The organism is Pseudomonas sp. Yb2C2, from assembly GCF_052112325.1.
Classification (GTDB): Bacteria; Pseudomonadota; Gammaproteobacteria; order Pseudomonadales; family Pseudomonadaceae; genus Aquipseudomonas; species Aquipseudomonas marginalis.
On record NZ_JAVAJK010000017.1, the window covers coordinates 91,576 to 104,446 of the forward strand.

General features: G+C 61.7%; 12 protein-coding genes. 3 read left to right on the forward strand and 9 right to left on the reverse strand.

Annotation, left to right across the window (positions count from 1 at the left end):
• Positions 1–24: 24 nt before the first annotated feature.
• The 9 genes from fis to Q8X51_RS22555 form a co-directional block, all read right to left on the reverse strand.
• Positions 25–345, reverse strand: coding sequence for a DNA-binding transcriptional regulator Fis (gene fis / locus Q8X51_RS22515; RefSeq protein ID WP_002555375.1), 321 nt, complete (start codon positions 343–345; stop codon positions 25–27).
• On the reverse strand, positions 342–1,355 hold the full coding sequence (gene dusB, locus Q8X51_RS22520; RefSeq protein WP_407693608.1) for a tRNA dihydrouridine synthase DusB: 1,014 nt from the start codon (positions 1,353–1,355) through the stop codon (positions 342–344). Before dusB ends, fis begins: the two co-directional genes overlap by 4 nt.
• A 185-nt stretch (positions 1,356–1,540) precedes the next feature.
• A complete protein-coding gene (locus Q8X51_RS22525) occupies positions 1,541–2,779 on the reverse strand; it encodes a DUF3426 domain-containing protein (RefSeq protein WP_137211582.1) in 1,239 nt (412 codons plus the stop codon).
• 30 nt (positions 2,780–2,809) lie between these two features.
• Complete coding sequence (gene prmA, locus Q8X51_RS22530) at positions 2,810–3,688, reverse strand: 50S ribosomal protein L11 methyltransferase (protein ID WP_027607758.1); 879 nt, start codon at positions 3,686–3,688, stop codon at positions 2,810–2,812.
• A gap of 194 nt (positions 3,689–3,882) precedes the next feature.
• Positions 3,883–5,244, reverse strand: coding sequence for an acetyl-CoA carboxylase biotin carboxylase subunit (accC, locus tag Q8X51_RS22535; protein ID WP_027607998.1), 1,362 nt, complete (start codon positions 5,242–5,244; stop codon positions 3,883–3,885).
• Positions 5,245–5,261: 17 nt separating this feature from the next.
• Entirely contained in the window at positions 5,262–5,723 is a 462-nt protein-coding gene (gene accB / locus Q8X51_RS22540) for an acetyl-CoA carboxylase biotin carboxyl carrier protein (RefSeq protein ID WP_123474023.1), read from the reverse strand.
• 24 nt (positions 5,724–5,747) lie between these two features.
• Complete coding sequence (gene aroQ / locus Q8X51_RS22545; RefSeq protein WP_003171482.1) at positions 5,748–6,203, reverse strand: type II 3-dehydroquinate dehydratase; 456 nt, start codon at positions 6,201–6,203, stop codon at positions 5,748–5,750.
• A 318-nt stretch (positions 6,204–6,521) separates the two neighbouring features.
• The gene (locus tag Q8X51_RS22550) at positions 6,522–8,483 is read right to left on the reverse strand and encodes a methyl-accepting chemotaxis protein (protein ID WP_407693609.1); all 1,962 of its coding nucleotides are present in this window, start codon (positions 8,481–8,483) and stop codon (positions 6,522–6,524) included.
• A 53-nt stretch (positions 8,484–8,536) separates the two neighbouring features.
• Positions 8,537–10,207, reverse strand: coding sequence for a response regulator (locus tag Q8X51_RS22555; protein WP_074848656.1), 1,671 nt, complete (start codon positions 10,205–10,207; stop codon positions 8,537–8,539).
• A gap of 389 nt (positions 10,208–10,596) precedes the next feature.
• On the opposite strand from Q8X51_RS22555, the gene Q8X51_RS22560 reads away from it, so the two are divergent.
• The 3 genes from Q8X51_RS22560 (at position 10,597) to Q8X51_RS22570 (ending at position 12,801) form a co-directional block, all read left to right on the forward strand.
• Complete coding sequence (locus Q8X51_RS22560) at positions 10,597–11,574, forward strand: DUF2333 family protein (RefSeq protein WP_370671257.1); 978 nt, start codon at positions 10,597–10,599, stop codon at positions 11,572–11,574.
• A gap of 2 nt (positions 11,575–11,576) precedes the next feature.
• Positions 11,577–12,113 (forward strand): NUDIX hydrolase, encoded by a 537-nt coding sequence (locus tag Q8X51_RS22565; protein ID WP_065925557.1) that lies wholly within the window; start codon positions 11,577–11,579, stop codon positions 12,111–12,113.
• A gap of 316 nt (positions 12,114–12,429) precedes the next feature.
• Positions 12,430–12,801 (forward strand): translation initiation factor Sui1, encoded by a 372-nt coding sequence (locus Q8X51_RS22570; protein ID WP_027607992.1) that lies wholly within the window; start codon positions 12,430–12,432, stop codon positions 12,799–12,801.
• Positions 12,802–12,871 lie beyond the last annotated feature (70 nt).

Below are 12,871 nucleotides of genomic sequence, written 5' to 3' on the forward strand. Positions count from 1 at the left end.
CGCCTTTCTGGTTTGATTGAATGCTTACAGCAAATCGTATTGCTTGAGCTTTTTGCGCAAGGTGCCACGGTTGAGGCCCAGCAGCTCACTGGCTTTGGTCTGGTTGCCCTTGACGTAGTTCATCACGCTTTCGAGCAGGGGCGCCTCGACTTCGGAGAGCACCAGGTTGTACACGTCCGTGACGGAAGCGCCCTCAAGGTGGGCGAAATAATTATGCAGCGCCTTCTCGACACTCCCGCGAAGGGTCTGGCCTTCTTCGCTCGGCGTGTTGAGGTGCTGTTTCAAATTGACGTTGTCGCTCACGGGTGTTGTTCCACTCACTAAAGTCTCGGTCATCATCGTCATGCGGCCACCCATTCTCCGTCCCCTGCTCTCAGGCTCTTGTCTCGTTCGGTAAAAAACTCACGAACGGCGGTGACCTGTGCTTGCGTTTCATCCAAACGATTGAACCCGGCGCGAAACTCCCTGGCGCCTGGCAGGGTTGCGAGATACCAACCCACATGCTTGCGAGCAATACGCACGCCCATCACCTCTCCATAGAAGGTGTGAAGTGCAGCCAGATGCTCTAGCAGAATACGTTCCACCTCGACCAGTTCCGGCGCCGGCAGGACTTCACCCGTACGCAGGAAATGCTCGACCTCACGAAAAATCCACGGCCGCCCCTGGGCGGCCCGGCCAATCAACACACCATCGGCACCGGTGGCGTGCAGCACGCGCCGGGCTTTTTCGGCCGAGTCGATGTCGCCATTGGCAAATACCGGCATCGACACCGCCTGCTTGATCGCGGCGATGGTGTCGTACTCGGCTTCACCGGTGTAAAGGTCAGCGCGGGTGCGACCATGCACCGCCAGCGCTGTAATGCCTGCCTGTTCGGCGATCTTCGCCACCGTCAGGCCGTTCTTGTTGTCCCGGTCCCAACCGGTACGAATCTTCAGGGTCACCGGCACATCCACTGCGGCAACAACGGCCTGCAGGATCTCGGCAACCAACTGCTCATCTTTCAACAGCGCGGAACCGGCGGCCTTGTTGCAGACCTTCTTGGCCGGGCAGCCCATGTTGATATCGATGATCTGTGCGCCCAACTCCACGTTGGCCCGGGCCGCATCCGCCAGCATCTGCGCATCACCCCCGGCGATCTGGACCGAGCGGGGCTCGGGATCACCTTCGTGGATCATGCGCATCCGCGATTTGCGGGTGTTCCACAAGCTCATGTCGCTGGTGACCATTTCCGAGACTACTAGACCCGCGCCCAAACGCTTGCACAGCTGACGAAAGGGCTGGTCGGTGACGCCCGCCATCGGGGCGAGAATCAAGCCATTCTGCAATGTATATGGGCCGATGCGTACCGCCGACATAGGACTTCCCTGTTGTGGGGCCGGATCATTAGAGTTCGAAAAAGGGTTGGCATGATACCCGCTCTCGATGACTGGATAAAGGCTGAATTGGATAAAATCTGAACAGTTATTTCTTTATCGCCGCCGGTTTGGATGGGCGGGGCCCAGTCAATACTCCACCGTCAAGCGACGGTGCGTAGGCCGATTCACTCGGGCGAGTGGAAGCTCAGGCTGTAATTCACGGCTTTATTGCCCGGATCGAGGATATCCAGGGAGATATGGATCGGGGTTTGTGATGGCATTTCGCTCACCCCGGCCAACTCGCCGCTCAGGTATTCGGCGGGCTTGAAGCGACGACTGGCAATCAGGTTGCCGTTGAGGTCGGCGAAACGCAGTTCCAGCAGCGGAAAGGGCTGGGAGAACGTCGCGCGGTTATAGATGATCGCATCCACCACCAGCGCCCCGGCGAACTCCGGGTGGCTGCGTACCACCAGGTTACTGCTCTTGATATGGGCGATATCGACCCGCGACGGCACCGTGCAGCCCAGTGTGGGGCACAGTTGCTGGAACCATGGGCGGTAAGCGTCCTGGCGGGCCAGATCGTCGAACTGATAGGCAATGTACTGCGCAGCCAGGCCGGCGGCGGCGATCAGTACCAGCAGTATCCAGATCAGGCGACGGCCCAGGCCCTGCGGGCGTTTTTGCGCGTACAGGTGCAGAGGGTCGTCTTCCAGGTCCTGGAGCAGGTCGTCATGGACGCCGGCCTCGGGGCGTGGGCGCTTGCGATGGGATTGCACACGCTCTTCGGGCTCCGCTTCATCCGCTGCCGCTGTCAGGGGCGTGAACGGCGGGTCGGAGTGTTCATCTTCCGGGGTTGAGCGCAGCGCAGGCTCATCGTCGAGGTGCAACGACATGGAGGGCTCGGTGCGCTGCCTGGTCGCAGGGGCTTTGGCCGGTTCAGGTTCGTCTTCGGAAGCGTTGGCGCGTTCTCCAGGCGGTTCGCTGAACAGGCTGGCGGCCCATTTTTCTTCTTCGGCCTTGACGGTTTCGCGGCTGGCGCTGAGAGCGTCTTCTTTCTGCCGGCGGTCGGCGCCGGGCTGGCGGCGTTCTGCGCCCACGGGCAGTGTGTGCTGAATCTCGCGGCGTTCAAGCTTGGCCAGTTCCTGGTCCAGGTCCAGGTTGTCCAGGTCCAGCTCTTCGGCACTCCACTGCTTCTGGCTGATTGCCCGCTGTGGCTCAGGCGCGGCTTCGCGCACGGGCTCGATCGTGGCCGGCTGCTCCGGCGCAGGCGCCTGGGCGCGCTGCTCCAGCAGCTGGCGGGCAGCGTTGAAGACTTGCAGGCACGAGCCGCAGCGAACCACGCCGCGAGCCACGCTCAATTGGGCGTGGTTGACGCGAAAGCGGGTTTGGCAATGCGGGCACTGGGTGACGAAACTGTCGGTCATGCGGCCATCCGATTCAGGCAAGCGCTCATTCTAGCGCCGACGCCCGCTGATGCGTACCCAGCCATCACGGTTAGCGATCGGATCCAGCTCGAAATCCTTGGCGTAGGCGGCGGCGACATCTTCGCCCTGCTCGGCGAGGATGCCCGACAGCGCCAGGCGCCCGCCCGGCTTGACCAGGCTCGACAGTTGTGGCGCCAGGGACACCAGCGGGCCGGCGAGGATATTGGCGACCAGCACGTCGGCCTGCACCTGGGGCAAATCCTGCGGCAGGTAGAGCGGGAATTTGCCTTCAGGAATGTTGTTGCGCCCGGCGTTATCGCGGGACGCTTCCAGGGCCTGCACGTCGATGTCGGTGCCCACGGCTTCCTTGGCGCCCAGCAACAGGGCGGCAATCGCCAGGATCCCCGAGCCGCAGCCGAAATCCAGCACGTGGCTGTCCGTCAGGTCCTGGCCGTCCAGCCACTCCAGGCACAGCGCGGTGGTGGGGTGGGTGCCAGTGCCGAATGCGAGGCCCGGATCCAGCAGCAGGTTGACCGCGTTCGGCTCCGGGGCGGCATGCCAGCTCGGCACGATCCACAGGCGTTGGCCGAAGCGCATCGGCTGGAAGTTGTCCATCCAGCTGCGTTCCCAGTCCTGGTCTTCGATGATTTCGCTGTGATGCTCGGGCAACGGGCTGCCGGTGAGCAATTCCATATGGGCCAGTACGGCGGCGGCATCGGTGCCGTCTTCGAACAGGGCCAGCAGATGGGTGTGGGACCACAGCGGGGTGGTATTCAGCTCGGGTTCGAAGATCGGCTGGTCTTCGGCGTCCATGAAGGTCACCGAGACGGCGCCCACTTCGAGGAACGCGTCTTCGTAGGTTTCGGCTTGTTCTGGGCTGATGGCGAGACGGACTTGCAGCCAAGGCATGGCGGGCACCTTTGAAAAAAATGAGTGTGCAGCGGGGTAGGCTGCGAAAGCGCGCAAGTTTACGCGAGCGAACAGCATAAGACGACATTACTGAGTGAATGCGGACCAAATGTGGGAGGGGCGGTGTGCATCCTGGAAAACAGGTGTGCAGAAACAACAAAGCCGCCCGAAGGCGGCTTTGTTGGGTGGAACACTTACTGGTTGGCCAGCTTGTGTTCCAGGTAGTGAATGTTCACACCACCTTCGCAGAAGCCTTCATCACGAACCAGGTCCCGGTGCAGCGGGATGTTGGTCTTGATGCCGTCGACCACGATTTCGTCCAGGGCATTGCGCATACGGGCCATGGCCTCGTCGCGGGTCGCGCCCCAGGTGATCAGCTTGCCGATCAGCGAGTCGTAGTTGGACGGAACCTTGTAGCCGCTGTACAGGTGCGAATCCACACGTACGCCGTTGCCGCCGGGCGCGTGGAAATGCTTGACCAGGCCAGGGCTTGGGATAAAGGTCTTCGGGTCTTCGGCGTTGATCCGGCACTCCAGGGAGTGGCCGTGGATCTTCACGTCGTCCTGGGTGAAGGACAGCACGTTGCCGGCGGCGATGCTGAGCATCTCCTTGACGATGTCGATACCGGTGACCATCTCCGACACCGGGTGCTCTACCTGCACACGAGTGTTCATCTCGATGAAGTAGAAACGGCCGTTCTCGTAGAGGAACTCGAAGGTACCGGCGCCACGGTAGTTGATGTCGATGCACGCCTTGACGCAGCGGGCCAGGACTTCCTGACGCGCTTTTTCATCCAGGCCCGGTGCCGGGGCTTCTTCCAACACCTTCTGGTGACGACGTTGCAGCGAGCAATCGCGATCGCCCAGGTGGATGGCGTGGCCCTGGCCGTCGGACAGTACCTGCACTTCCACGTGACGTGGGTTGGTCAGGTACTTCTCCAGGTAGACCATCGGGTTGCCGAACCAGGCAGCCGCTTCGGAGCGAGTCTGCTTGGCCGCTTCGATCAGCTCTTCTTCCTTATGCACCACGCGCATGCCGCGACCACCACCGCCACCGGCGGCCTTGATGATCACCGGGTAGCCGACTTCGCGACCAATGCGCAGTGCGGTTTCCTCGTCTTCAGGCAGTGGGCCGTCGGAGCCAGGAACGGTTGGCACGCCGGCGGCGATCATGGCGTCCTTGGCCGAGACCTTGTCGCCCATCAGGCGAATGGTTTCGGCTTTCGGGCCGATGAAGGCAAACCCGGATTTTTCCACCTGTTCGGCGAAATCGGCGTTTTCCGCGAGGAAGCCGTAGCCCGGGTGGATGCCATCAGCGCCGGTCACTTCAGCGGCGGCGATGATGTTCGAGACTTTCAGGTACGAGTTCGTGGCCAGTGGCGGGCCGATGCAGATGCTCTCGTCCGCCAGTTTCACGTGCATCAATTCGGTATCGGCCGTCGAGTAAACAGCGACGGTCTTGATGCCCTCTTCCTTACAGGCGCGCAGGATACGCAGCGCGATCTCGCCGCGGTTGGCGATCAGGACTTTTTGCAGTTTCTTCGCAGGTTTCAACATCGAAGGCGCTCCGCGGTTCAAACGATGGTGAACAGCGGCTGGTCGTACTCAACCGGCTGACCGTTTTCTACCAGGATGGATTCGATGACGCCGGCTTTTTCGGCCGTGATGTGGTTCATCATCTTCATCGCTTCAACGATGCAGATGGTGTCGCCCACTTTCACGGTCTTGCCTACTTCAACGAAGGCTGGCGAGGTCGGTGCCGGGGTGCGGTAGAACGTACCGACCATTGGCGACTTGACCACGAAACCGTTCAGCGCAGGGGCTGCCGGTGCGGCAGGTGCGGTGGCGGCAGCAGGCGCGGCGGCCGGAGCAGCAGCCGGTGCCGGTGCTTGCATCTGTGGTGCGTAGAACTGTTGGGCCGGGGTCTTGCTGTGGCGGCTGATCCGTACGGACTCTTCGCCTTCCTTGATTTCCAGCTCGTCGATACCGGATTCTTCCAGCAGTTCGATCAGTTTCTTAACTTTACGGATATCCATGAATCATCAACTCCCAAGGGTCGGTCAGGGGCGCTTGGCCTGTTCTTCAAGCTGTTCCAGGGCGGCCTCCAGGGCCAGTCGGTAACCGCTGGCGCCAAGGCCGCAGATCACTCCTACCGCAACGTCGGAGAAGTAGGAGTGATGGCGGAAAGGTTCGCGTTTGTGCACGTTCGATAAATGCACTTCGATGAATGGGATGCTCACCGCCAGCAGCGCGTCACGTAATGCAACGCTTGTGTGCGTAAAAGCGGCGGGATTGATCAGGATAAAGTCCACGCCTTCGCCACGGGCGGCATGGATGCGATCAATCAATTCATACTCGGCATTGCTTTGCAGGTAGAGCAGATGGTGGCCGGCTTCACGTGCCCGTCGTTCCAGGTCAAGGTTGATCTGATCCAGGGTCACTGCCCCGTAGACGCCCGGTTCACGGGTGCCGAGCAGGTTCAGGTTGGGTCCGTGAAGAACCAGTAAGGTCGCCATCGGCTGTTCCTTGTTATTGATGTGGGCAAGGCAGAACCCGGCGACTATGCCGCAAAGCCTTTGTGACTGTCCAGTTCTATGCAGTAGGCGACACGATTAGCGAGGATTGCGCAAAATTTGTGACTGGGGGTCGGGATCCGGTCATGGGTAATACGCCCTTGAATCCCGTGGAGATCAAATGTGGGAGGGGCGGTGCGACGATTCGACTTGCTCCCGATTGCAGTGTGTCAGTCTCGCATCTGTAACTGATCCACCGCTATCGGGGGCAAGCCCCCCACATTTTGATCTTCATTTGATTTTGGATCTTCATGGGGCCGGTCAGACACGGAACGCCTGCACAGCCGTATTGAGCTGCCCACCCAGCACCAGCAAATGCTCACCCTGGCTGCGGCCCTGGCCGATGCGCAGCAAATTATCCTCGCCGAGCTGATGAATCCGCTCGCTGTTGTCGCGAATCTCACTCACGGCGCCACTTTGCTGCGCCGTTACATCGGCAATCCGCACGGCGGTGTCGGAAATGGTCTGGATCGCGCCGACGATTTCATCCAGCGCGCCATCCGCAGCCTGGGCTTGCTGGGCGGTAGCCTCGGCGTGTTCAACCTGGGCGCGCATGCCCTGCACCGATTGGTGCGCAGCGGTTTGCAGGCCGGTGATCAAGCCCTGGATTTCGGCGGTGGCGCCAGCGGTGCGTTGGGCCAGGGTGCGCACTTCGTCAGCGACTACGGCAAAGCCGCGCCCGGCCTCACCGGCGCGTGCGGCTTCGATGGCGGCGTTGAGCGCCAGCAGGTTGGTCTGGTCGGCAATCGAGCGAATCACGGTCAATACGCCGCCAATGGTGGCGGACTCCTCGGCAAGTTTTTCGATCATCTGCGCATTTTGCTGCACTTCACCCACCAGCGCGTGCAGGCCGGTCAGGCTCAGGCCGATCACGCGCTGGCCTTGCTCGACCGCCTGGCCCGCGCTGCGACTGGCGCCGGCCGCCTGGCTGGCATCACCGGCGACTTGCTGGATGGTGGCTTCCAGTTCGCCCAGGGAGTCACGAATCTGCGCAGTATCCCCGGCCTGGCGCTCGGCGCCGTCGTGCAGGCCACTGCTCAGTTCGGCCAGGGCGCGGCTGCTGCCGGCCACTTCTTCGGCATTGCCACGGATGGTACCCACCAGATCCACCAGATAGGCGCGTAAACGGTTGAGGGACGCTTCGATGTCGCGCAGTTCGCGGTTGGTCTTGCCCAAGGTGATCGGTTGGCTGAAGTTGCCCTCGCCCCAGGTCGACAAGGCGGGGGCCAGGTTGGTCAGCACCCGCGCCAGGCGCCGCTGCAGGGTGTCGATCAACAGGGCGATCAGCAGAATCAGGCCGATCATCACCCCTTGCATCAGGCGCACTTCGCCCTGGATCTTACCGTGTTGCGCGCGCACCGCCGGCTCGAGGCCGGCGATGGCCTGCTGAACGGCCGCGATTTTCAAGTGGGTGGCGGCGGCCAGGTCGGCACGCTGCTGGATCTGCGTGCGGGTGCGCTGGAGTTCGGCGGGGTAGCGGGCCAGCAGGCCGTTGAGTTCGCGCTTGAGGTCGACGCCGGTGTCCTGGGCTTCGGTTTTTGCGCTGTTTTCCAGGCCCATCAAGGCCGAAAAGTCATCGGTGTTGGATTCTGCGCTGGCCTTTACCCCGAGTAATGGCAGTTGCTCCAGCAGGTCGGCCTGGCTGCGCATATTGCTGACTTCGCGTTCCACATCGTCCGCCAGTTCCGCGCGGCCGCTGCTCACCAGTTTGTCGCGAGCCAGGGACAGCTTGCCCAGGTGCTGTGAGGCCGCCAGCAGCGGCGGCAGGTAGCGCGCGGCCTCGGCGCTGTTGACGCCCTTGGCGTACTGGCTCAACTGCTCCAGGTTGGCGCCCAGCTCCCGCTCGGCCTGCAGCAACAGGGCTTGTGGGTCACCTGCCAACTTACCGGCCGCCAGCAGGTCGGTCTTGCTGAAGGCATCCAGGTCCGCAAGGCTGGGGCGCAGGTTCTGCGCGAGGTCGGCGGGCAGTTCATCCAGGTGCTGCAACAGGCTTTCCAGGCTCTGGCTGGCGCTGCTCAAGCGCAATGCATCACCGCTGCCCAGATAGTCGTCGATATTGCGTGCGGCCTGGTTCTGGAAGGTCTGTGACAGGCCGAGGTAGCGTTCCATCAGCAAATAAGGCCGTTCCAGCGCCCGTTGCGACCACCACAGCGTCGCTCCAAGTGCCAGGCACACGGCCACCAGCAGGAGGGTATTGAGATTGGTCAGCAGCTTCAGGCGCATGCGGGGTATCAACCGACAGCAAAAGGTAAGTGCCTGAAGTTATTGCGTTTTCATTACAGGGTTATGACGGAATCAGTGGATTCTGGTGAAAAGGTGGCACTTTGCTTTGACGTGCGCGCCGCTTGCACGCGGTTACGCCCGGCATCCTTGGCGCGGTACAGCGCCTCGTCGGCCTGGGCGGCCATCATCAGGCTGTCGGAGCCGTCACACAGCTCCACCACCCCGGCGCTGAAGGTGCACCACAAATCCTGCGGCTGCGCCGGGTAGTGAATCTCGGCAAAGCGCCCACGAATTTCATCCAGTACCTTGCAGGCCGATTCCAGGTCGGTGTCGGGCATCACGATGGCGAATTCTTCACCGCCGTAGCGGCCGATGTAGTCGGTCTTGCGCAGGCGTTGCTTGAGAAACAGCGCCAGGCTCTTGATCACGCGGTCGCCCATGGGGTGGCCGTGGCTGTCATTGACCCGCTTGAAGTGATCGATGTCGAGCATGGCAAAGCTCAACGGCTTGTTCTCGCGGCGCGCGCGGAAACTGCAGTCTTCAAGCAATTGCAGGATATGGGTGTGGTTGTACAACCCGGTCAGGCTGTCGCGCACCATCCGCGCCTTGAGGTTGCGCGCACGGGCGGCGCGGTTGCGCACCGTGGTGATCAGGTGGCGCGGCTTGATCGGTTTGGTGAGGAAGTCGTCGCCGCCTTCGCTCATGGCGTCCAGCTGCTTGTCCAGATCGTCTTCGGCCGACAGGTAGATGATCGGCACACTGACGTAACGGTCATTGTGGCGAATGACCTTGGCCAGTTCGGTGCCGGTACAGGCCGGCATGTACATGTCGAGGATGATCAGGTCGGGCTGGAAGTCTGCCAGCTCGGCCATGGCCTGGATCGGCTCGATCAAGGTGCGGGTGACGATGCCGGCACTGTTGAGCAAGCGCTCGGTGTGCAGCGCCTGGGCCCGCGAGTCATCGATGATCAGCACTTTGTACGGTTCGTACTGGGCGACGCAGGTCAGTACTTCGATCTTTTCCAGCAGGCTGGAGGCTTCCAGCGTGCCGGTGAGGAATTCCTGGCCGCCGGCGCGCACGGCGGCGAGGCGAGTAGGGGTGTCGGTTTCGTGCAGGCTGAAAAACAACAGCGGCAGTTTATGCTCCAGGCCTTCCTGGGCTTCGGCGGCGAGCTTGAGCCCCAGGCCGGCGCCGCAGAAATCCACGTCCATCACGATCGCCGACGGCAGGCGCTCGGCCAGGGACGCGCGAAACGCCGCGACGCTGTCCAGGGATTGGGCGCTCATGCCAAAGAATTCCAGCTGCTTGGCCAGGCGCTCGGCGCGGTCGTGATCGGCCAGCATCACGTAGATCGGCTTGCGCATCGGCGGCAGGAAGGTTTGTTCCAGCTGGTCGCCCTGGCGCAGGCCGGTGCGGGACAGGCGCTGCATCAAGCGGTTGAGTTCGGTGATCAGGTGGCTGCTCAGGCGTCCGCGGTTTTCGTCGACGGCCTTGAGCGATTCGCCGATGTGCCGGGCCAGTTGGCCGTGTTCGGGTTGTTCGAAGCGCTCGGCGAAGCGTTGCAGGCGCAGGTTGGCCTCGCTGAGTTCGGAGAGGTCGGCGCCTGACCATTCGCTGCGTTGCAGGCGCTGCCAGATCTCAAGAATTTGACGTGCCTGATGAATTACCCGCTGGGCAAAATGCTGCTTGAGACGCTCACGGCTGGGGTCTTCTGGCTCGGTCATATCCTGACTACTAGTGAGGGTGCATGCTGAGGTCGAACTGATGGCTCTATGCTAGCACCTCTTTCCAATGGGATGAGTGTCATATGTCAATTAACTGCGTGTCCCTGATATTCAGTTGGTGACCTGACGGTCGCGCAGCTTAAAAAGCGTGCATCCTTTATAGTCGAATGCTTGCCGTATGCACGTTTGGTGAAAAGCCCCGCATGGGCGGGCACGATGGGGTAGGGTTGTGGTCGGAGTGTTTGAACGCACGCCCTCAATTCAAGTGCATGAACTCAAGTGATTGAAAGGATATCGCCATGCTGGACTGGAAAAACCGTGCGGGCAGTGCCAAAGGCCCTGCCCCTGAGCCCAAGTCGGCCAACCGCAGCTATTTTCGTACCCTGCTGATGAGCCGAGCCGTGCTCAGCGTGCTCGGCCTGTATCTGTTGGTCACCGGCGCCCTGGGCTGGTACTGGAGCGAAGAGCCGGCGCTGTTCCCGGTCCAGCAGAATGCGCAACTTGCCGCCGAGAAGGAAGGCAAGCAGATGGTGGTGGGCTATACCACCGTCGAAACCCTCAAGACCGTGGTCGGCACGTTGCTGAACAAGCCCGGTGGCTATATTTCCAACGACCGTTTCCCGCCGGGCCTGTGGATGGACAACATGCCCAGCTGGGAATACGGCGTGCTGGTGCAGGTGCGCGACCTGACCCGCGCCTTGCGTAAAGACTTCGCCCGCTCCCAGTCGCAGTCGGCCGAAGACGCCGATCTGGCCAAGGCCGAGCCGCGCTTCAACTTCGACAACAAGAGCTGGGTGCTGCCGTCCAGTGAGTCGGAGTACCAGGAGGGCATCAACTCCCTGAACCGCTATGAAGCACGCCTGTCCGACCCGAATCAGCGTGGCGCCTTGTTCTATGCCCGCGCCGACAACCTGAACAACTGGCTGGGCGATGTGGCCACCCGCCTGGGCTCGCTGTCGCAACGCCTGTCGGCCAGCGTGGGCCGGGTCAAATTGAACACCGCACTGAAAACCGAAGCCCTGGCGCCGGGTGAAGTGCCGCAGGTCGACGAAGAAGTGGTGGAAACCCCTTGGATGCAGATCGATAACGTGTTCTACGAGGCCCGTGGCCAGGCCTGGGCGCTGTCCCACCTGTTGCGTGCCATCGAAGTCGACTTTGCCGACGTGCTGGCCAAGAAGAACGCCACCGTCAGCGTGCGGCAGATCATTCGTGAGCTGGAGGCTTCGCAAGAGCCGGTCTGGAGCCCGATGATCCTCAACGGCAGCGGTTTCGGCGTGCTGGCTAACCATTCGCTGGTCATGGCCAATTACATTTCCCGGGCCAACGCGGCGGTGATCGATTTGCGTCAACTGCTCAACCAGGGTTGATGATGGACGCAGCTCAAAACGAGGCCGCGCACCGTGCGGCCTCTGATGCCGAACTGATCTGCTGGGTCGACGAGCGGGACAACCTGCTCGGCCACCTCGTCAGGTCCGATTTGCGCCAGCGCGGCCTGATCGGCCGTTGCACCTTTATCTTCCTGTTCAATTCCAAGGGTGAGCTGTGCGTGCATCGGCGCACCCTGAGCAAGGCCCTGTACCCGGGGTTCTGGGATACGGCGGCGGGCGGGATGGTCGCGGCGGGAGAGTCCTACGCGTTATCTGCCGCCCGCGAGCTGGAAGAGGAACTGGGTGTTGGCGGGGTGGAACTGACCGAGCATGACCATTTCTACTTTGAGGATGGCGAGAGTCGGCTCTGGTGCAAATCCTACTCGGCGATCTGGGATGGGCCATTGCGCCTGCAGCCTGAAGAAGTCATGGAGGCGCGCTTTTTGCCCGTAGAAACGGTCCTGCAGGAAGCCGAGCACAAGCCTTACTGCCCGGACGCCCAGGAGGGCTTGCGGCGCTATCTGGCCTCGCGTCGCTAAAGCTGCATAAATTGGCGCCATTTGGCTCTTAGCAAGTGGGCTTTTTGCCGTTACACTGCGCGACTTTTCACCCGAACCGCCATTGTTTCACCCTGGGATCACTGTAGGAGCGAGCTTGCTCGCGAAAAACTCAAGAACGCCGCGTGCATTCGGAATGCACGCTTCATCGTTGACGATTTTCGCGAGCAAGCTCGCTCCTACAGGTGGGGGTTAGCCTTGGCGGCTCGGTAGCGCTGCCCCTGCCTGAGTGGGGCTTCGCGGTCGGTCGTCCCTTAGCGGAGGCCGATCAGTCTTTGTCCTCCCGAGAGGATTGCCGGTGGCCAAAAAAGCCGCATCCTTCGCCGCCCTCGGCGGCCTGGTATTTTCCACCGACGCAGGTCGACACTGCCCGGACTGTCGTCAGCCCGTGGATTCGTGTACCTGCAAACAGACCCTGATCCCCGAAGGCGACGGTATTGCCCGCGTGCGCCGCGAAAGCAAAGGCCGTGGCGGCAAGACGGTGACCACCATCACCGGCGTGCCGTTGGCCGAAGAGCCGCTCAAGGCACTGGCCACCACGCTGAAAAAGCGCTGTGGCACCGGTGGCGCGTTGAAAGACGGTGTCATCGAGATCCAGGGCGATCACGTCGAACTGCTGTTGGCCGAGCTGATCAGGCTTGGTTACAAGGCCAAGAAGTCCGGCGGCTGAAAGCCTCTTCCCAACCTGTGTCTAAACTCTGTCCTGCGAGTGGGGTCTACCTTGCTTACAGGCAAATCGT